This is a genomic window from Streptomyces sp. NPDC048370 (genome assembly GCF_043200825.1).
In the GTDB taxonomy this organism is placed as follows: Bacteria; Actinomycetota; Actinomycetes; order Streptomycetales; family Streptomycetaceae; genus Streptomyces.
On the sequence record NZ_JBICYI010000013.1, the window covers coordinates 63439 to 82414 of the forward strand.

The 18976-nt window shown below is 72.1% G+C and carries 17 protein-coding genes; 5 read left to right on the forward strand and 12 right to left on the reverse strand.

Annotated features, from left to right (window positions below; all coding sequences use genetic code 11):
- The first annotated feature begins 58 nt into the window (after positions 1-58).
- Positions 59-1489: a zinc-dependent metalloprotease gene (locus ACGFYP_RS25935; RefSeq protein ID WP_393498061.1), complete on the forward strand. Its 1431-nt coding sequence runs from the start codon at positions 59-61 to the stop codon at positions 1487-1489.
- Complete coding sequence (locus ACGFYP_RS25940; RefSeq protein WP_393498064.1) at positions 1486-2007, forward strand: NUDIX hydrolase; 522 nt, start codon at positions 1486-1488, stop codon at positions 2005-2007. The genes ACGFYP_RS25935 and ACGFYP_RS25940 overlap by 4 nt, the downstream gene beginning before the upstream one ends.
- 64 nt (positions 2008-2071) lie before the next feature.
- Here the strand turns inward: ACGFYP_RS25940 and ACGFYP_RS25945 are convergent, their stop codons facing one another.
- From ACGFYP_RS25945 to ACGFYP_RS25960, 4 genes are all read right to left on the reverse strand, one after another.
- Positions 2072-2827: an AIM24 family protein gene (locus tag ACGFYP_RS25945; RefSeq protein ID WP_393498067.1), complete on the reverse strand. Its 756-nt coding sequence runs from the start codon at positions 2825-2827 to the stop codon at positions 2072-2074.
- A gap of 19 nt (positions 2828-2846) precedes the next feature.
- The gene (locus ACGFYP_RS25950) at positions 2847-3527 is read right to left on the reverse strand and encodes an AIM24 family protein (protein WP_393498070.1); all 681 of its coding nucleotides are present in this window, start codon (positions 3525-3527) and stop codon (positions 2847-2849) included.
- Between the two features lie 13 nt (positions 3528-3540).
- Positions 3541-5169, reverse strand: coding sequence for a TerD family protein (locus tag ACGFYP_RS25955; RefSeq protein WP_393498073.1), 1629 nt, complete (start codon positions 5167-5169; stop codon positions 3541-3543).
- A 113-nt stretch (positions 5170-5282) separates the two neighbouring features.
- Complete coding sequence (locus ACGFYP_RS25960) at positions 5283-5858, reverse strand: M48 family metallopeptidase (protein WP_361964159.1); 576 nt, start codon at positions 5856-5858, stop codon at positions 5283-5285.
- Between the two features lie 204 nt (positions 5859-6062).
- Between ACGFYP_RS25960 and ACGFYP_RS25965 the strand changes: the two genes are divergently transcribed.
- Together ACGFYP_RS25965 and ACGFYP_RS25970 are read left to right on the forward strand one after the other, a co-directional pair.
- Positions 6063-7214 carry a TOMM precursor leader peptide-binding protein gene (locus ACGFYP_RS25965; protein ID WP_393498078.1) on the forward strand — a complete coding sequence of 384 codons (1152 nt, stop codon included), beginning with the start codon at positions 6063-6065 and terminating at the stop codon, positions 7212-7214.
- 41 nt (positions 7215-7255) lie between these two features.
- On the forward strand, positions 7256-8674 hold the full coding sequence (locus ACGFYP_RS25970; RefSeq protein ID WP_393498081.1) for an ABC1 kinase family protein: 1419 nt from the start codon (positions 7256-7258) through the stop codon (positions 8672-8674).
- 19 nt (positions 8675-8693) lie between these two features.
- On the opposite strand, the gene ACGFYP_RS25975 is transcribed toward ACGFYP_RS25970, so the two are convergent.
- The 5 genes from ACGFYP_RS25975 to ACGFYP_RS25995 all read right to left on the reverse strand — a co-directional run bounded on the left by ACGFYP_RS25975 (position 8694) and on the right by ACGFYP_RS25995 (position 12572).
- Positions 8694-8876, reverse strand: coding sequence for a hypothetical protein (locus ACGFYP_RS25975; RefSeq protein ID WP_361964164.1), 183 nt, complete (start codon positions 8874-8876; stop codon positions 8694-8696).
- A 92-nt stretch (positions 8877-8968) separates the two neighbouring features.
- A complete protein-coding gene (locus tag ACGFYP_RS25980; protein WP_361964166.1) occupies positions 8969-9292 on the reverse strand; it encodes a hypothetical protein in 324 nt (107 codons plus the stop codon).
- Positions 9289-9657 (reverse strand): WhiB family transcriptional regulator, encoded by a 369-nt coding sequence (locus ACGFYP_RS25985; protein WP_383180917.1) that lies wholly within the window; start codon positions 9655-9657, stop codon positions 9289-9291. The genes ACGFYP_RS25980 and ACGFYP_RS25985 overlap by 4 nt, the downstream gene beginning before the upstream one ends.
- A 170-nt stretch (positions 9658-9827) precedes the next feature.
- A complete protein-coding gene (locus tag ACGFYP_RS25990; RefSeq protein WP_393498408.1) occupies positions 9828-10190 on the reverse strand; it encodes a hypothetical protein in 363 nt (120 codons plus the stop codon).
- Between the two features lie 183 nt (positions 10191-10373).
- A complete protein-coding gene (locus ACGFYP_RS25995) occupies positions 10374-12572 on the reverse strand; it encodes an ATP-dependent DNA helicase UvrD2 (RefSeq protein ID WP_393498087.1) in 2199 nt (732 codons plus the stop codon).
- 146 nt (positions 12573-12718) lie between these two features.
- Between ACGFYP_RS25995 and ACGFYP_RS26000 the strand changes: the two genes are divergently transcribed.
- Positions 12719-12961: a mycoredoxin gene (locus tag ACGFYP_RS26000; protein WP_355108293.1), complete on the forward strand. Its 243-nt coding sequence runs from the start codon at positions 12719-12721 to the stop codon at positions 12959-12961.
- 82 nt (positions 12962-13043) lie between these two features.
- Here ACGFYP_RS26000 and nudC read toward each other — a convergent pair whose 3' ends face one another.
- Genes nudC through ACGFYP_RS26015 form a run of 3 tightly spaced genes read right to left on the reverse strand, consistent with a single transcriptional unit; the run spans position 13044 to position 18929 of the window.
- Positions 13044-13991 carry an NAD(+) diphosphatase gene (gene nudC, locus ACGFYP_RS26005; RefSeq protein WP_361964172.1) on the reverse strand — a complete coding sequence of 316 codons (948 nt, stop codon included), beginning with the start codon at positions 13989-13991 and terminating at the stop codon, positions 13044-13046.
- 35 nt (positions 13992-14026) lie between these two features.
- Positions 14027-15463 carry a dipeptidase gene (locus ACGFYP_RS26010; RefSeq protein WP_393498092.1) on the reverse strand — a complete coding sequence of 479 codons (1437 nt, stop codon included), beginning with the start codon at positions 15461-15463 and terminating at the stop codon, positions 14027-14029.
- A 10-nt stretch (positions 15464-15473) separates the two neighbouring features.
- Positions 15474-18929, reverse strand: coding sequence for a UvrD-helicase domain-containing protein (locus ACGFYP_RS26015; RefSeq protein WP_393498095.1), 3456 nt, complete (start codon positions 18927-18929; stop codon positions 15474-15476).
- Between the last annotated feature and the right edge of the window lie 47 nt (positions 18930-18976).

An 18976-nucleotide genomic window follows, 5' to 3' on the forward strand; every position in this document is an offset into this window, starting at 1 on the left:
CGCCAGGAAAGAGCCGCCGTCGGCAGGAAGCCGGCGGCCCTACGAGCCGAGGAAACCTGTGAGTGACACCCCATTCGGATTCGGCCTTCCGCCTGAGGAGCCGGAGAACGGCGACGAGGGCAAGAAGAAGGACCCCGCCGGAGGTGGCCAGGGGTCCGGTGGCGAGGGCGGCGGGAACCCGTTCGGTGCCAATCCGTTCGGCTTCGGCGGTCTGCCGGGCATGGGCGGACCCGGTGGCGCGGACAATCCCTTCGCCGCGATGTTCGGCTCGCTGAACCCCAACGACCTGGGCGCCGCCTTCCAGCAGCTCGGCCAGATGCTCTCGTACGAGGGCGGTCCGGTGAACTGGGACATGGCCAAGCAGATCGCCCGCCAGGTGGTCGCGCAGGGCACGCCCGACGGCACCAAGGACGCCAGTGTGGGTCCCGCGGAGAAGGCCGCGGTCGAGGAGGCCGTGCGCCTGGCCGACCTGTGGCTGGACGGCGTGACGTCGCTGCCGTCGGGCGCGAGCACGGCCGTGGCGTGGAGCCGCGCGGAGTGGGTCGAGGCGACGCTGCCGGCCTGGCAGCAGCTGGTCGACCCGGTCGCCGAGCGGGTCGGCACGGCGATGGGCGATGTGCTGCCCGAGGAGATGCAGGCCATGGCGGGCCCGCTGATCGGCATGATGCGGTCGATGGGCGGCGCCATGTTCGGCCAGCAGATCGGTCAGGCCGTCGGCGCGCTGGCGGGTGAGGTCGTTGGGTCGACGGACGTCGGTCTGCCGCTGGGCCCGGCCGGCAAGGCGGCGCTGCTGCCGCTGAACATCGAGACCTTCGGCAAGGACCTCGGCGTCCCCAAGGACGAGGTGCGGCTCTACCTGGCCCTGCGCGAGGCCGCCCATCAGCGGCTCTTCGCCCATGTGCCGTGGCTGCGCTCGCATCTGTTCGGCGCGGTCGAGGGGTACGCGCGCGGGATCAAGGTCGACACCTCGAAGCTGGAGGAGGCGGTCGGTCAGCTGGACCCGACGCACCCGGAGCAGCTGCAGGAGGCGCTCCAGCAGGGCATGTTCCAGCCCGAGGACACGCCGGAGCAGAAGGCCGCGCTCGCCCGTCTGGAGACGGCGCTCGCGCTGGTCGAGGGCTGGGTGGACGCGGTGGTCCACGAGGCCGCGAAGTCCCGGCTGACCTCGGCGGACGCGCTGCGCGAGACGCTGCGCCGGCGCCGGGCGAGCGGCGGTCCCGCCGAGCAGACCTTCGCCACGCTGATCGGGCTCGAACTGCGTCCGCGCCGGCTGCGGGACGCCTCGCGGCTGTGGGCCTCGCTCACGGACGCGCGCGGTGTCGACGGCCGCGACCACCTGTGGGAGCACCCGGACATGCTGCCGACGGCGTCCGACCTGGACGACCCGGACGGCTTCGTCCACCGCGAGCAGCTGGACTTCTCGGAGATCGACAAGATGCTGGGCGAGGCGGCCCGGCGGGACGACGACGAGGGTGACGGCGAGAAGTGAGCCTGCACGAAGACGCGGTCCTCGTACTGAAGACGTACGAGGACCAGGACGAGCTGCGCGGGATCTATCTGGACCACCTCGCGGCGCACGAGGACGGGATGTGGAAGGCGTGCGGGGCCGGGCATCTGACGGCCAGCGCGCTGGTGGTGGACCCGGAGCGCGGGCGGGTGCTCCTGACGCTGCACAAGAAGCTGGGCATGTGGCTGCAGATGGGCGGGCACTGCGAGCCGGGTGACACGACGGTCGCCGGGGCGGCGCTGCGGGAGGCGACGGAGGAGTCCGGGATCCCCGGACTGATGCTGCTCCCGGGCGGCCCGGTGCGGCTCGACCGGCATCCGATCCCGGCGCCGTGCCACTGGCACCTGGACGTGCAGTACGCGGCGCTGGCACCGTCCGGTGCGGTGGAGGCGATCAGCGACGAGTCGCTGGACCTGCGCTGGTACACGTACGACGAGGTGGCGGCGGTGGCCGACGCGTCCGTGGTGCGGCTGGTGGAGGCCACGCGCGCGCGGCTGTAGGTGGGCGTAGGTAAGGGGCGGTCGCCCAGGCGACCGCCCCTTACCTACGCCGTTGGGCGTCCGCTCAGTTCCAGGCGTTGTTCTGGTTCTGGGCGTGCGAGCCGTGCTGGCCGGCGCCGAACTGGGCGGCGATGCCCTGTCCGATGGCGGCGTTCTGCGGCGGCATGACCTCGCTGGGCTGGACGAGGGCGAAGCCCTGCCCGAGGAAGCTGAGCTCCCAGCCCTCGCCCGTGTTGCCGCGTCGGCGGCGGACGCTGGAGTTCGTCGTCTGCGCCTGCATCTGCACCCGCAGCCCGGTGGACCAGGCGACGATCGCGTCCGCGTCGACATTGACGTACTTGTCCGGCGTGACGTGCATCATCAGCGGCTGACCGGAGGTCATCAGGGCGACCTTGCCGCGGCCGGAGATGTTGAGCTGGTACTTGCCGGAGCCGGAGACGCCGTACTGGCTGTCCACGGCGATGACCTCGGTGTGCAGGGTCGAGTCGAGCGCCAGGACGTAGGCGCTGTCGACGGTCATGCCCTCCTGCTCGACCTCCACGACGTGGATGTACTGGGCGAGGTTGGCGAAGTAGACCGTGCCCTGGCCGGAGCAGCGCATGAGGTCGAGGCCCTCACCGGTGCGGGCCTGTGCGCGGCGCTGGTTGGGCGTCCGGTACTCGCCGTCGAAGTCGACGAGTCCCTGGTACGCGACCATGGCGCCCTTGCGGGCGAGGACGTCGTCCGACCCCGTGAGGGAGACCCGCAGCAGCTGCGGGTTCTGGATGACGTACCGATCCTGGCTCTGCTGCTCGGCGTAGTTGAAAAGCGGGCTCTGCATGGTGTGTTCTCGCTCCCCCTCAGCCCCGGATCCGCAGGCGGTCGGTGCTGTCCTCGCTCGGCTGTACGACGACGATGCCCTGGCCGGAGAAGGCCATCTGGTACGCCTCGCCGCTGCCCCGCCCGATCAGGGAGGAGGCCTTGAAGCTGCGCTTGCCCTTGACCTTGAGCGCCGGCGACCAGGCGACGAGCGCGTCGGGGTCGACGTACGTCTCGTCCTCGCCGCGGCCGCAGTCGACGACGATCGGCGTGCCGCGCGAGGTCAGGGCGACCCAGCCGGTACCGGCGATCTCCACGTTGAACAGGCCCTGTCCGGCGAACTTGGCGAGGCCCTTGACCCGCTCGACGCCCCACTGGAGGTGGGCGTCGAAGGCGAGGAGGTTGGTGCCGTTGACGGAGAGCGAGTCGTTCTGGAGGTTGATCACGACGACGTCGGCGCCGTAGTCGGCGAGGTAGAGCAGTCCGTCGCCTGAGCACTTCATGATGGGCGCGCCCTCACCGGTGGCCCACTGCTGTGCGACCTGGCGGGCGGCGGGCGGGTTGGGCTCGTAGGTGATGAAGCCCTCATAGGAGACCATCGAGCCGGTGCGTGCGTAGAGGTCCTGGCCGGAGGCCATGGCGACCTTGAGCATCGCGCGGCCGTGGTTCTCCATCCGGGCCGCCATCGGGGTCGGGGCGAAGCCCGCGAGTTGCTGGTTCATTCTTCGGGCTCCCTCAGACCTCGTACGGCTGGACGACGATGAAGTTGCCGGGGGCACCCCGGAACTGGAGGTTGACGGTCTCTCCGCTGTGTCCCGGGTACGCGTTGCGGCGCAGCCGGACCTGGCTGGAGAGGATCACCTGGGACGCGGACGACCAGGCGACGACCGCGTTGCAGTCGGCGAAGGTGGTCGGCGTGACGGGCAGGACGACGGGGACGCCGTGCGTCTTGACGACGACGGTGCCGGTGCCCTGGAACTGCATGGTGAACAGGGCGCCGCCGGGGATGCCGTGGCCCTCGATCCTCCGTACTTCGTACTGGAGGGACTCGTCGAAGGCGAGCACGTTCTCCGCGGAGACGCAGATGCCGTCGCCCTGGAGCTCGATCGGGTGCAGGTGGGCGCCTTCCTCGGCGAGGAAGACCTGGCCTCGGCCGGAGCAGCGCATCAGCTGCATCTCCTGGCCGGTGGCGTTGCCGACGATCCGGCCGGTGAACCCGGCGCCCTTGTGGCTGAAGTCGACCTTGCCCTGGTACATGACCATGCTGCCCTGGCGGGCGAGGACGGGGTTGCCGCCCATCTGCAGGTCGACCCGCATGAGCTGCTGGTTCTGCGGGGTCCAACGGGAGCCGGTCGGGGTCTCCTTGTACGGCTGGAGCGCGGCGGCCAGACCGGCTCCGGTGGCGGGTACGCCCTGGGGGACTCCCTGGGGCATCCCCTGGGGGACTCCGCCCATCTGGCCGGGGAACTGGCCCGGGGGCTGGCCCGGGACCTGCCCGAACTGGGGTTGCTGCGGCTGGCCGTACGGCGCCTGGCCGGGAGCCTGGCCCGGGACCTGGCCGAACTGCGGGGCCTGGGGCGGCTGTCCGTACGGCGCGGGCGCCGGTGCCGGGGCAGGCGGGGCCATCGGCGCGGCCATGGTGGGCGCCGCGTGCATCGGCTGGACCGGGGCCTGCGGGGCGGGCGCCGGGGCGGGGGCGGCCGGCGGGGCGCCGAACTGCGGCGCGGGCTGGGGCGCCTGGGGCGCGGCGGGCGCGCCGAACCCGGGCGGCGCCGCGGCCTGCGGCGGCGGGGCGAAGCCGGGGGCGGCCTGCGGGGCCTGCGCGGCGGGCTGCTCCTCGGCGACCTCGCCGCCGAAGTTCTTCAGCAGCGCGTCCAGGCCGCCGTCGAAGCCCTGGCCGATGGCGGCGAACCGCCAGACGTCCTTGAGGTAGAAGTCGCCGAGCATGACGGCGCGCTCGGTGGAGAACTCCGCGCCCGTGAACGGGTAGCGGACGACCTCTTCGCCGCCCGCCACGATCCGGATGTAACCGGGGCCGATCTGCGACATCTGGCCGGCGCCGTCGATGGTCGCGGTGAACGACAGCTTGTGGATGTTCGCCGGGATGCGGTCGAGCGTGACCCGGAAGGACTCGGTGTCGCCCGACTGGGCGCCGAGCAGCTGGATGGACTCCTCCGGCGACTTCGGCTGGTTGAAGAAGATGAAGTACCGGTCGTCGGAGAGCTGCTCGTTCGCGTCGAGGCCGAAGCAGCTGATGTCGAAGGTCAATCCGGGCGCGTTGACCTGCACACCTACGTACAGATCGGTCCCCGGTGTCAGATCACTGATCTTGGCCTTGTGGCCGCGTTGGAATTCCCTGGCCATGCGTAACGACCGTCCCCCATCCCGAAATGTGAATCCGTCGCGTCAGGCTAACGGCTGTGGGTGACATTGAGCCAAGCCGGTACGAATTCGGTACAGGATCGGGGCGGACGTCGCTACTCTCCGCGCGCGGCCGGGAGGTGGGGCAGGCGCTCGGCGGCCACGACCCCTTCGAGATAGCCGCGGGCGCGCTCGGTGCGCGGGTAGGCCTCCAGGAGCCGCCAGAACCGGGGGCCGTGGCCGGGGACCAGGAGGTGGGCCAGCTCGTGGACGAGGACGTAGTCGACGACGTACTCGGGCATCCCCTGGAGCCGGTGGGAGAGGCGGATGCTTCCCTCGGAGGGGGTACAGGAACCCCAGCGGGTGTTCTGGTTGGTCACCCAGCGGACGGACGTCGGCCGTGCCCGGCCGCCGAAATACTGGTCCGACAGCCGTTCCGCGCGCTCGGTGAGCTCGCTGTCCCCGAGGACCCGCTTGCTCTCCTGGGCGGCCAGCTTGTCCAGCATGACCGTCACCCAGCGTTGCTCCTCGGCCTCGGACATCCGGGCTGGGATGAGCACGATGGTCCGGTCGCCCTCGCGGTAGGCGGAGACGGTTCTGCTCCGCCGGGAGCTTCTGCGGACCTCGACCGCACTCGTCCCCGAACCGCGGGGCGGGTTGCTTGTCACGCTGCGCTGTGGGTCGGCGGGCACGGCCCCGACGTTACCCGCTGTCAGCGGGGGAAGTCCTGCCTCCGGGACGGTTCGGCGGGGATCCGGTCACACCGTGCACCATTTGAATGATTAATACCCCACCCCTGTGGACAACTTTCCGCGCCCCCTTCGACTCCCGGGCAATCTTGCGATCGAGGGAATGAGACGACGAGCAGGACGACGATCAAGATCACGGGGGCGGAAATGCATCCGATGCTGAAACCCGCACTGCGCAGGGCCTGGCGCGATCTGCGGAGCGTGCAGTTCGGGGCCACGGCCGCGCACGCGGTCGTGGTGGGGCCGCTGGACACGACCACCGGCAGTCTCCTCGGGCTGCTCGACGGCACCCGCGGCGTCGAGCTGCTGCGGGCCGAGGCCGGAGCCCTCGGGCTGCGGGACGGCCTCCTGGAGGAGCTGCTCGGCCGGCTCGCGGGGGCGGGGCTGCTCGCGGACGCCTCGGCGGGCAGGCCGGGAAAGGCGGCTGCCGCGGCGCCCCCGGACGACGCGCTCGATCCGCTGCGCGCCGACCTCGCCTCACTCTCCGTGGCCCACCCCGAGCCGGACGGGGCGTTACGGCGCGTGGCCGCGCGGCGGGCGGCGCGGGTCCAGGTCCGGGGCGCGGGGCGGGTCGGTGCCACGGTCGCCGCGCTGCTCTCGGCCTCGGGCGTGGGCCGGGTGGACGTCCTTGACTCCGGATCGGTGCGGCCCTGGGAGGTGGCGCCGGGCGGGCTGCCGGCCGAGGCGGTGGGTGAGCGCCGGGCCGCGGCGGCGCATCGGCTCGTGGCGCGGTCGGCGCCCGGCGGCCGCCCGCCTCGGACACCCCGGCGGGTGACGGGTGAGCTCGGTCGGGAGCCGGGGCTCTCACTCGTCGTGGTGACTCCTCGGGACGGCCTCGCCGCCTATCTCCCCGACCCGATCCCCGCCGAGGGCTGGATCACGACGGGCACTCCGCATCTGTACGCGGGCGTGCTGGAGGCCACCGGTGTGGTCGGACCGCTGGTGCTGCCCGGCGGTACGGCCTGCGCGCGATGCGCGCAGGAGGAGCGGACGGACCGGGAGCCCGCGTGGCCCCGCATGCTGGCGCAGTGGCGCTCGGGCCCGCCCGCAGAGGTGCCGGCGTGTGATCTGGGTCTCGCGGCGACGGTCGCCGGTCTTGCGGCGGCCCATGCGCTTGCCTTCCTGGACGGCGAGCTGCCGTCCAGTACGGGAGCCCGGTGGGAGGTTTCGCTACCGCTGCTGGAGTGGCGCGTGGAGCGGATGAGACCGCACCCGGCGTGTCCGTGCGGCGCGGGACGCCGCGGAGAGGGGGAGCATGCCTCGGGGCTCGGAGCGCCGCAGGACACAATGGCGGGGTAACGGTCCTGTGTGGCACGGCAGTCTGGGATTTGGAGGGGCGTATGTCTGATCTTCCCCGGAAGGCGGTCACCCGGACCGCTCGGTTGGCCGCGTTGCCCCTCGGGTTCGCCGGACGCGCCACCTGGGGCCTGGGCAAGCGGATCGGCGGCAAGTCCGCCGAGCTGGTCGCCCGAGAGCTGCAACAGCGCACGGCCGACCAGCTGTTCAAGGTGCTCGGGGAGCTCAAGGGCGGGGCGATGAAGTTCGGGCAGGCACTGTCCGTCTTCGAGTCGGCCCTCCCCGAGGAGGTCGCCGGGCCCTACCGGGCGGCGCTGACCAAGCTTCAGGACGCGGCTCCCCCGATGCCGACCCGCACGGTCCACGCCGTCCTGGAGGAACGGCTCGGCGAGGAGTGGCGCGAGCTGTTCCTGGAGTTCGAGGAGAAGCCGGCGGCGGCCGCCTCCATCGGCCAGGTGCACCGGGCTGTGTGGCACGACGGCCGCGAGGTCGCGGTGAAGGTCCAGTACCCGGGCGCGGGCGAGGCGCTCCTCTCGGACCTGACGCAGCTCAGCCGGTTCGCCCGGCTGCTCGGCCCGCTGATCCCCGGCATGGACATCAAGCCGCTGATCACGGAGATGCGTGACCGGGTCTCCGAGGAGTTGGACTACGCCCTGGAGGCGCACGCCCAGCAGGAGCACGCGGAGGTGTTCGCGGGCGATCCCGATGTCGTGGTGCCGCGCGTGGTGCACCAGAGCGAGCAGGTGCTCGTGACGGAGTGGATCGACGGGATCCCGCTGTCGGAGGTGATCGCGGACGGGACGGAGGAGCAGCGGGACCGGGCCGGTCAGCTCCTGGCCCGCTTCCTCTTCTCCGGCCCGGCCCGCACCGGGCTGCTGCACGCCGATCCGCACCCGGGCAACTTCCGGCTGCTGCCGGGCGGCGCCGACGAGGAGGACGGTCCGGAGAGCTGGCGGCTCGGGGTCCTGGACTTCGGCACGGTGGACCGACTGCCGGGCGGATTGCCGGAGACGATCGGCACGTGTCTGCGGCTGACCCTGGAGGGCGACGCCGAGACGGTGTACGAGCTGCTGCGCGAGGAGGGCTTCGTCAAGGAGTCGATCGACCTCGACCCGGACGCGGTACTGGAGTATCTGCTGCCGATCATCGAGCCGGCCGAGGTCGCGGCGTTCGGTTTCACGCGGGGCTGGATGCGGACCCAGGCGGCCCGGATCGCCGACCCCCGCTCCCCCGCGCACCAGCTGGGCAGGCAGCTGAACCTACCGCCTTCGTATCTGCTGATACACCGCGTGACCCTGAGCACGATCGGGGTGCTCTGTCAGCTGAACGCGACGGTGCGGCTGCGCGACGAACTGGAGGAGTGGCTGCCGGGCTTCGTCGAGACGGAGCTCGAAGCGGAGCCGGAAGCGGAGCCGGAAGCGGAGCCCGAGACTGATCCCGAGGCGGTGCTCGGAGCGGAGTGAGGGGCGGGCCGGCCGGGCGTCACCACCAGGTGGAGTCGAGCCGGCCCTCGATGGAGCGGATGTTCTCGCGGGCGCACCGGTCACAGATGTACTGGCGGCTGCCGTTCTCCACCGAGCAGGTCCAGGTCACCGGAAGCGTCTCCGCGGTCGTGCCGCAGCGGGCGCAGACGATGGGCTCCTCGGGATGCCGGGCGTCGTTCACACTCCGACGATAGTCCGGCCAGGGGCTGGTCGCGCCGCAACGCACCGCGGGGGCCGGTCCGTTCGGACCGGCCCCCGCGGTGTTGTGTCAGGTCAGTGCATGACGGCCATGGCCAGCGCGCGGCGGGCGCGCAGGGACGCGCGCTCGGCGCGCCGCTGCATCCGCCGAGCGGCGACCAGGCGCAGGGCCTGGCGTTCCGCTTCGGCTTCCCGCCGGCGGTCGTGCATATGCGCACGAGCCAGGGCTTCTGGAATGAGTTGCATTTCTCGGGTCCTGTTCTGACGCGAGGCGTTCGCGCCGGTGATGGTGACGTCTGGGGTCGCGGAGCCGGAGGGCTCGCTGGTGGAAGAGGTCATCGGGGCCAGCTTCTGGGGATCGTGCGTGAGGGGTCGGTCGATGGTGCCGCTGACGTTCATGCCGCGACCGGGTTCTTGCGCGGGCGACCACGCGGCCGCTTGCGGGCGACGACCACGCCCTGGACGAACAGCTCGCCGCCCCAGACGCCCCACGGCTCACGCCGCTCCTGCGCACCGGCGAGGCAGGCCTCCATCAGCGGACAGGTACGGCAGAGGGACTTGGCGTACTCGACGTCGGCCGGGGACTCGGCGAAGAAGACCTCCGGGTCGAACGAACGGCAGGGGACGGGTACGCCGAGGTTCTCGATGGCGTCGTCGAGCGCGGTGAGCGCGGTGAGGGGGGTCAAGGTGGAGTCCTCCGTGAGGCCGGGCGGCGGGATCGTTTCGGAAGGCGGTACGGACGGGGCGTGCGCTTCGAGTTGCACGGTGGTCAATTCCTCGTCTGGTCGTTCCGGCCTGTTGGCCGGGGTTCGGCTGGTACCGGGTGGTGCTGGTCCCGAGGCCCCTTCGCTCCGTCCTCCCCGTTCGGGGCAAACAGAAGGGCCGCGGATCCCGGGTGGGGTTCCGCGGCCCTGAAGGCGCCGGCCTGATCAGATCAGGCTGGATCACTCCAGGGTTCGAGCCCACGGAAGGCCCACATCGTGTGGTGGTGCTGCTGCGTCTGCTTCGTCTGGGTTCCGGCACCGGTCGCCGCGAAGACATAGGCCGAGGCCTTGCCCGCTGCTACTCCTGCTTCCAGTGCCTTGGTCGGTCGCTCGTCGCGCTCCATGACGGGGAGACCCGCCAGGTCGGCGGCCGGCCGCAGGGAAGCGGCGGCCAGACCGGCGCCGGACAGACCGGTGCCAGGAAGACCATTGCCAAGGAACGCCGAGCTGGAGAAGCCGAGCGAGCAGGCGGAGACGACGGAGCGATCGGTCATTTTGTCGGTGCTGACGAAGCTGACGGTGGTGCTGATGATGTTGCTGATCACTGGAATCGCCTCCTCTCGGCGTCTCGGAGGGCTCGGTGTGAGCCGGACCCTCATGTTTACTTGGACAAGTACAGCACGAAGACAGGGCTTCGAAGAAGCCGCTGTTTCCGTGGTTAAGAACCTATGGGGCTTGGCGGGGCGGGCGCAAACTATTTTTCCGACGAGTTTTCCTCAGCTCTCCTCGTCGACTCCTCCACCCGTCTCACCTGGCACTTCTCCCCCGCAGAGGGCGAGAACCTCGGCGCCGAACCGGTCCAGCTTGCGCGCGCCGACACCGGAGATTCCGACGAGTTCGCCGTCGGTGGTGGGCACCCGCTCGGCGATCGCCATCAGCGTCTTGTCGGTGAACACGCAGTACGCCGGCTGCCCGAGCTGCTTGGCCTGCTCGGCGCGCCAGTCGCGGAGCCGCTCGTAGAGCGCCTCGTCCATGTCGGAGGGGCAGTCCTCGCAGCGCATCAGCTTCATCTCACCGGCGTCGGTGAGCGAGGCACCGCAGACGCGGCAGCGCACCGGCCCCCGGTGCTTGCGCCGGCCGCCGCCCCCGCCGCGCTCGACCGAGCCGCCGCCGCTGCCCACGACACCGCCGCTCGCGCCGAGGCCGCCCGAGCCGGGGCGCAGCCCCTTGAGGAAGTGGGAGGGGCGGCGGGAGGCACGGCCGCCCGGGGAACGGGAGAGCGCCCAGGAGAGCGAGAGGTGGAGCCGGGCGCGGGTGACGCCGACGTACAGCAGGCGGCGCTCCTCCTCGACCTGCTCGTCGGTCTTGGCGTACGTGATCGGCATCATGCCCTCGGTGAGGCCGACCAGGAAGACGGCGTCCCACTCCAGGCCCTTCGCCGCGTGCAGGGAGGCGAGGGTGACGCCCTGGACCGTCGGGGCGTGCTGGGCGGCGGCCCGCTCGTCGAGCTCGGCGACCAGGTCGGAGAGGGTGGCGCCGGACTTGGCGCGGGCGAAGTCCTCGGCGAGCCGGACCAGCGCGGCCAGCGACTCCCAGCGGTCGCGGACGGCACCGGAACCGGCGGGCGGCTCGCTGGTCCACCCCTTGGTGGAGAGCACGGCGCGGACCTGGGCGGGCAGGTCCTCGACGTCGTCGAGCAGGGAGTCGTTCCCCCCGGCGCGGGCGGCGCCGCGCAGGGCGATGCCGGCCTCCCGTACCTCCTGGCGCTCGAAGAAGCGCTCGGCGCCGCGCAGCTGGTAGGGCACGCCGGCGTCGGCGAGGGCCTGTTCGTAGACCTCGGACTGGGCGTTGATCCGGTAGAGCACGGCGATCTCGCCGGCCGGGACGCCCGCGGCGATCAGGTCGCGGATGCGGCGGGCGGTGCCCTCGGCCTCGGCGGGCTCGTCTCCGTACTCCGTGTAGGAGGGCTCGGGGCCCGGGTCGCGCTGCGAGATCAGCTCGAGGCGGTGCTCGGCGGCCCGGCCGCGGGCCTGGCTGAGGAGTCCGTTGGCGAGGTGCACCACCTGGGGGGTGGAGCGGTAGTCGCGGACCAGCTTGACCACCGTGGCCTCGGGGTGCCGGGTGCGGAAGTTCAGCAGGTGGTCGGGGGTGGCGCCGGTGAAGGAGTAGATCGTCTGGCTGGCGTCGCCGACGACGCAGAGGCTGTCGCGGTCGCCGAGCCACAGGTCGAGGAGGCGCTGCTGGAGCGGGGAGACGTCCTGGTACTCGTCGACCACGAAGTGGTGGTACTGGCTGCGGATCTGGTCGGCGATGTCGTGCCGGTCCTGGAGGATGCCGACCGTGAGCAGCAGCACGTCCTCGAAGTCGATCACCGAGCGGTCGCGCTTGAGCTGCTCGTACATCCCGTAGATCTGGCCGATCTCGGCCGGATCGCGCGGCGCCTCGCGGACGGACTTGGCGACGGCGGCCGGATAGTCGGCGGGGACGGTCTGGGTGACCTTGGCCCACTCGATCTCGCCGGTGACGTCCCGCAGCTCGTTCCGGTCGAGCCGGACGCGGCATCGCGCGGCGGCCTCGGCGACGAGCTGGACCTTGCGCTCCAGGAGCCGGGGAAGATCTCCACCGACTGCTTTCGGCCAGAAGTACTGGAGCTGGCGGAGGGCGGCGGAGTGGAAGGTGCGGGCCTGGACGCCGCCCGCGCCGAGCTGCCGGAGCCGCCCGCGCATCTCTCCGGCGGCCCGGTTGGTGAACGTGACGGCCAGCACACCGCCGGGCTGGAGTATCCCCGCCCGCACGCCGTAGGCGATGCGGTGCGTGATCGCCCGCGTCTTGCCCGTGCCGGCTCCCGCCAGCACGCACACCGGGCCGTGCAGGGCGAGGGCGACCTCGCGCTGCTCGGGGTCGAGCCCGTCGAGCACCGCGTCGGCCGACTCGGGGACCTGCGGGAAGAGAGTGGAGTGCGTTGCTGCTGTCACTCCGCCATGCTGCCAGGTCCGCGGGGGTCGGTGCGGCGCGTTGTCCACAGGCCCGGCGCTCCGGTCATACGAATTCGGGAATGGTGACGGCAGCGCGTACGTTCTTCTCCTCGGCACCCACCCCGCGAACAGAGGAGCGCCAGGCCATGCAGGGCACTGTGACGATGTACAGCACCACGTGGTGCGGCTACTGCCGTCGGCTGAAGAGCCAGATGGACCGCGAGGGCATCGCGTACACGGAGATCAACATCGAGCAGGACCCCGAGTCGGCCGCGTTCGTGGAGAAGGCCAACGGCGGCAACCAGACCGTGCCGACCGTCCTCTTCGCCGACGGCACGACGCTGACGAACCCGTCGCTCGCGCAGGTCAAGCAGAAGGTCGGCGTCTGAGCGCCCGAGCCCCTGGGCTCCTGGCCCTCCTGGCTGAAAACAGCCCCCGTCCGGCACCGCCGGCGGGGGCTGTTCCGTTCTCTCAGACCACGTCGCCCGGCTTCGGGAGCGGCTTGCCGTACCAGAGCTCGATCAGCCGGGAGGCGATCGAGATGCCGTACGGGGGCAGCACCTCGCCCGACTCGAAGCCGGCGGCCAGCTCCTCGCGGGAGAACCAGCGGGCCTCGTGGATCTCCTCGCCGTCCACGTTTATCTCCGAGGAGGTGGCGTGCGCGAAGAAGCCCAGCATCAGGCTGGACGGGAACGGCCAGGGCTGGCTGGCGATGTACTCGACCTCGCCGATGGTGACACCGGCCTCCTCGAAGACCTCGCGCACCACCGACTGCTCGATCGACTCGCCGGGCTCGACGAAGCCCGCGAGAGTCGAGAAGCGTCCCTCCGGCCAGTGCACCTGGCGGCCGAGGAGTGCGCGGTCCTGGTCGTCCGTGACCAGCATGATCACGGCCGGGTCGGTCCGCGGGTAGTGCTCGGCGCCACAGGCCTGGCAGCGGCGGATGTGCCCTGCGGCCGCGATGACCGTGCGCTCGCCGCAGCGGGAGCAGAAGCGGTGCAGGCGCTGCCAGTTCTCCAGGGCGACGGCGTGCACCATGAGGCCCGCGTCGCGCGGCGACAGCAGCAGGCCCGCCTCGCGCAGCCCCGCAGGCCGGGCGGACTGGTCCATGCGGCCGGGCAGGGAGTCCTTCTGGAGGGCGAAGTAGGAGACGCCGTCTTCGTCGGTGCCCAGGAAGTAGCGGTGCGTCTCGGTGACCGGGGCCTCGAAGGCCGGGGTCATGACGAGTTCGGTGCGCCCCTCGGGGGTGTCGTCGATCAGCACCTGGCCGCCGGACACGACGAAGACCCGGGTCGTGGGGTGGCTCCAGGCCGCCGCGAGCCAGGCCTCGTCGAGACGGTGGTGGGCGGCGCGGTCGATGCCGCTCGGGGCGGTGAGCGAGATCGGCCGGTCCGCGAACTGGCTGTTCAAGGTGGACACAGGTACTTCCAACTCCCCCGGATCGTTGTGTGGGTTCATCGCGCGGCTGAGCTTCGCAGGGCGGCGGGCAGGTCGCCCCACAGATGGGCGGCGGTCTCGACGCCCTTGAGGAGGAGATCGAGCTCGATCTTCTCGTTGGGGGCGTGCCAGCCGTCGGACGGCACCGAGATGCCGAGGAACAGCACCGGGGCGCCCAGGACGTCCTGGAGGTCGGCGGCGGGGCCCGAGCCGCCCTCGCGGGTGTAGCGGACCTTGGCGCCGTCGAAGGCGCGGCTCATCGCGCCCGCGACCGCCTTGAGGGCCGGGTGGTCGAGCGGGGTGAGGCAGGGCCGGGTCGGGGCGCCGAAGACGATCTCGTACCGGATGCCGGCGGGGACGCGGGCGGCGAGCCAGTCGCGTACGGCCAGTTCGATCTTGTCCGGGTCCTGTCCCGCGACCAGCCGGAAGGAGAGCTTCAGCTGGGCGGAGGCCGGGACGATCGTCTTGCCGCCGGGGCCCTGGTAGCCGCCGCCGATGCCGTTGACCTCGGCGGTGGGGCGGGCCCAGACGCGCTCCAGGGTGGAGAAGCCGGCCTCGCCGAGGGTGCCGTGGGACTTGGCGGTGGTCAGCCAGGCCGACTCGTCGAAGGGCAGCTCGGCGACGAGGGCCCGCTCGGCGTCGGAGAGCTCGGTGACGCCCTCGTAGAAGCCGGGGATGGCGACCCGCTCGTCCTCGTCGTGCAGGGCGGCGACCAGGCGACCGGCGACGGTGGCCGGGTTGGGCACTGCGCCGCCGAAGGAACCGGAGTGGATGTCCTGGTCGGGGCCGTACAGCTCGATCTCGCAGTCCGCGACGCCGCGCATGCCCGTGCAGACCGTCGGGGTGTCCTCGGACCACATGCCGGTGTCCGAGACGATCACCGCGTCGGCGGCGAGCCGGTCCGCGTGGGCCTCGACGAGGGCGCGGAAGTGCGGCGAACCGGACTCCTCCTCACCCTCGACGACCAGCTTGAGGTTGACGGCGGGCGCGGTGCGTCCGGTCGCGGCGAGGTGGGCGCGGACGCCGAGGGTGTGGAAGAAGACCTGACCCTTGTCGTCGGCGGCACCGCGCGCGTACATCCGGCCGTCCGTGACGTGCGGCTCGAACGGGTCGGTGTGCCAGCCGTCCTCGCGGGCGGCGGGCTGGACGTCGTGGTGCCCGTAGACGAGGACGGTCGGGGCGTCCGGGTCGCCGGAGGGCCACTCGGCGAAGACGGCGGGCGCGCCGGCCGTCTCCCAGATCTCGACCGTCGTGAACCCCGTCGCGGACAGCTTGTCCGCGAGCCACCGCGCACTGCGCCGTACGTCCTCGGCGTGGGCGGGCTGCGCCGACACCGAGGGGATGCGCAGCCAGTCGACGAGGTCGTCGAGGAAGGCGGCACGGTGCTGCTCGATGTACGTACGCACGGCATGGGTACGCACGGTCTGGACGGCGCTGTCCGGGGTCTCGCTCATGCTCCTGAGCCTATCCGGCGCCAGAGGTGCGCCGGCCCAGCAGGATCCCCTCCAGCTCGGGGCGGCCGGGGAGCGCCCTGGGGCGTACGACCTCACCCGTGCGGACGTACACGAAGGCGGCGGCGACCTCGTCGGGATCGAGACCGTGCTGCTCGGCCCAGGCGAGGCGGTAGATCGCCAGCTGGAGGGGGTCGGCGGTGCGGAGGTGGCTGGTCTTCCAGTCGACGATCTCGTACGCGCCGGTGTCCCGGTCGCGGTAGACGGCGTCGATCCTGCCCCGGACGACCCGGCCCGCGAGCGTGAGGTGCACGGGGACCTCGACGCGGTACGGGGTGCGGTGGGCGTACGGGGTGAGGGCGAAGGCGTCCTTGAGGGCGTCGAGGTCCCGCTCGTCCACGATCTCCGGTTCGCCGGCGAACTCCTCGCCGCCGGGGAGCTCGTCCGGGCCGAGCATGGGGAGCGGCAGCTCCTCGAACCGCGACTCCACCCACGCGTGGAACCGCGTCCCGCGCCGGGCGGCGGGCTGCGGGGGCCGGGGCATGGGCCGGGCCAGATCCTGGGCGAAGCCGTGGGGGTCGGCGGCGAGCCGGAGGACCTGGGAGGCGGAGAGGTAGGCGGGGAGGTGGACGTCGCGGGTGGTGGCGCGGGTGCGCCGGAGTTCTGTGGTGAGGGCGGTGAGGTCGCGGTCCCAGGAGGCGATCGCTTTCTGGTCCTCCAGGGTGAGCACCCGCTCGGGGGCTCGGGGGGCGGGGATCTCGTCAGCCGGGACCTCGTCGGCCGGGGGCTCGTCGTCCCAGGGAGGTTCGTCCTCCCAGAGAGGCTCCTCGTCGGGCCAGAGGTCCTCGGGGTCCTGGGGGGCGGGCCCTTGCGCGGGCAGCACGTCCGTGGCGTTGTGCCCACCGGTTCCGGCCTGCGGAACGATTGCCCACAACGCGGCACGGACGTGTTCCGCTGCCTTCCTTCGGCGGTGGAGAGACGTCTCGTCCAGCGGGAGCGGCCAGGCCTGGTCCTGGGTGTGTTCCTTGAGGGTCGGGTTCTCCGCGTCCTTTTCCGGTTCGTCCGACCAGGCCTCGATCTCGCCGAAGCCCGCCGCGCAGTGGTCGTACAGGGTGTGGAGGAACGCCGAGGGGCCGCGGGGCTTCTTCTGGGACGGGCCCCACCAGTGGGCCGAGGCGAGGAGGAAGGAGCGGGGGCGGGTGAAGGTCACGTAGCCGAGGCGGAGTTCCTCGGTGTTCTGGTGGTCGCGCATCGCCTCCTTGAAGGTCTTCAGGGAGGCCGCGTCCCAGGTGGTGATCTCCGGCAGCGTCGGCGCGTCGCCGCGCAGGGCGTGCGGGAGGACCTGTGGCTGGGAGGTCCATGACTCGCGGGACCTGGTGCTCGGGAACTGGGAGGTGACCAGACCGGGGACCGCCACGACGTCCCACTCCAGGCCCTTGGACTTGTGCGCGGTGAGGACCTTGACCGTGTTCTCGCCGCCCGGGAGGGCGTTGTCGAGGCCCTTCTCGTACTGCGCGGCCGTGCGCAGGAAGCCGAGGAAGGCCAGGAGGGTCGCCTCGCCGTCCAGGGAGGCGAAACCGGCCGCTATGTCGAGGAAGTTCGAGAGGGTCTCGCGGCGGCGGGCGGCGAGCGCGTGCGGGGAGGCGGAGAGTTCGACCTCCAGGCCCGTGGTGGCGAGGACCCGGTGCAGGACGTCCATCAGGGGGTCGGCGAGCGAGGAGCGCAGGGAGCGCAGCTCGGCGGCGAGCCGGGCGAAGCGGACCCGGGCCTCGGCCGAGAACGGCAGGCCGTCGTCCTCCCCGCCGGAGTCCAGGAAGGTGTCGAGCGCGTCGGCGAGCGAGACGACCTCGGCCGGGTCGACGCCCTCGACCGCCGCCGCGAGCCGCTCGTCGGCGTCGGCCTCCTCGTCCCCGGCGCGCTCGCGGTGGACGAGCAGCCGGGCGCGGCGGCCCAGGAGCGCGAGGTCGCGGGGGCCGATGCGCCAGCGGGGGCCGGTCAGGAGGCGGACCAGGGAGGCGTTGGCGCCGGGGTCCTGGAGGACCTCGCAGACGGCGACCAGGTCGGCGATCTCGGGGAGGTGGAGCAGCCCGGAGAGGCCGACGACCTCGACGGGCACGTCACGGGCGACCAGCGCGGCCTGGATGGCGGGGAAGTCGGTCGCGGTCCGGCACAGCACCGCGATCTCGCCGGGCTCCTTGCCCGTACGGACCAGGTGGGCGAGGGAGTCGGCGAGCCAGTCGATCTCCTCGGCGTGGGTGGGGAGCAGGGCGATCCGTACCGAGCCGTCGGCCTCCGCGCCCGGGGCCGGGCGCAGCGCCTCCACGCCCGCGTGCATGGCCCGCAGGGGCGTGGCGAGCCCGTTGGCGAGGTCGAGGAGACGGCCGCCACTGCGCCGGTTCTCGGAGAGGGCGTACCGGGTGGCGGGGGTGCCGTCCTCGTACGGGAAGTGGGCGGGGAAGTCGTCCAGGTTGGCGACGGAGGCGCCGCGCCAGCCGTAGATCGCCTGGCAGGGGTCGCCGACCGCGGTGACGGCGTGTCCCGTACCGCCGCCGAACAGGCCGGAGAGCAGCAGTCGCTGGGCGACGGACGTGTCCTGGTACTCGTCCAGGAGCACCACCCGGAACTCGTCGCGCAGGATCGCGCCGACCTCCGCGCGCGTGGTGGCGAGCTCGGCGGAGAGGGCGATCTGGTCGCCGAAGTCGAGCAGATCACGGGAGCGCTTGGCGGCGCGGTAGCGGACGACGAGGTCGAGCAGTTCGCGGCGGGCCGCGGCCGCTTCGGGGACCTTGCGCAGGTCGGCGTTGGTGAGCTTGGCGCGGGAGAGCGTGTCGAGCAGCTCGGAGTCGTACGCCCTCAGCTCCTCGGGCCGTACGAGGTGTTCGGCGAGCTCCGCGTCGAGGGCGAGGAGGTCGCTGACGAGCGTCGGGAAGGACTTGGTGAGCGCCGGGTACGGTCCGGGCGCCTCGCGCAGCACGCGCGCGGCGAGCTGGTAGCGGGTGGCGTCGGCGAGGAGGCGGGAGGTGGGCTCCAGGCCGATGCGCAGGCCGTGGTCGGTCAGCAGCTGGCCGGCGAAGGCGTGGTACGTGGAGATGCGGGGCTCGCCCGGCATGTAGTAGGGGTCGGCGGGAACCGCCGTCGTTGAGGGGTGGTGGTCGGGTGACGGGTGGGCCGGGTCGATGACGTCGGGGTCGGTCACGCCGGCCCGGACGAGGGCGGTGCGGACGCGTTCGGCGAGCTCGCCTGCGGCCTTGTTGGTGAAGGTCAGGCCGAGGACCTGTTCAGGCGCTACCTGGCCCGTGCCGACCAGCCAGACCACCCGGGCGGCCATCACCGTCGTCTTGCCGGAACCGGCTCCGGCCACGATGACCTGCGGGGCGGGCGGCGCGATGATGCAGGCCGTCTGCTCCGGGGTGAACGGGATGCCGAGGAGCTCCTTGAGCTGCTCGGGGTCGGTGATGCGTGCGGTCACCTCAGAGAGGCTAACCGGGACCACTGACAGCGCCGACCCGCGCGCTG

Coding starts and splice junctions, on each gene's coding strand:
- ACGFYP_RS25945 (WP_393498067.1), bottom strand. CDS start 2,827: ATGCAGAGCCCGCTTTTCAACTACGCCGAGCAGCAGAGCCAGGATCGG.
- ACGFYP_RS25950 (WP_393498070.1), bottom strand. CDS start 3,527: ATGAACCAGCAACTCGCGGGCTTCGCCCCGACCCCGATGGCGGCCCGG.
- ACGFYP_RS25955 (WP_393498073.1), bottom strand. CDS start 5,169: ATGGCCAGGGAATTCCAACGCGGCCACAAGGCCAAGATCAGTGATCTG.
- ACGFYP_RS25965 (WP_393498078.1), top strand. CDS start 6,063: ATGCATCCGATGCTGAAACCCGCACTGCGCAGGGCCTGGCGCGATCTG.
- ACGFYP_RS25970 (WP_393498081.1), top strand. CDS start 7,256: ATGTCTGATCTTCCCCGGAAGGCGGTCACCCGGACCGCTCGGTTGGCC.
- ACGFYP_RS25980 (WP_361964166.1), bottom strand. CDS start 9,292: ATGAACGTCAGCGGCACCATCGACCGACCCCTCACGCACGATCCCCAG.
- ACGFYP_RS26000 (WP_355108293.1), top strand. CDS start 12,719: ATGCAGGGCACTGTGACGATGTACAGCACCACGTGGTGCGGCTACTGC.
- ACGFYP_RS26010 (WP_393498092.1), bottom strand. CDS start 15,463: ATGAGCGAGACCCCGGACAGCGCCGTCCAGACCGTGCGTACCCATGCC.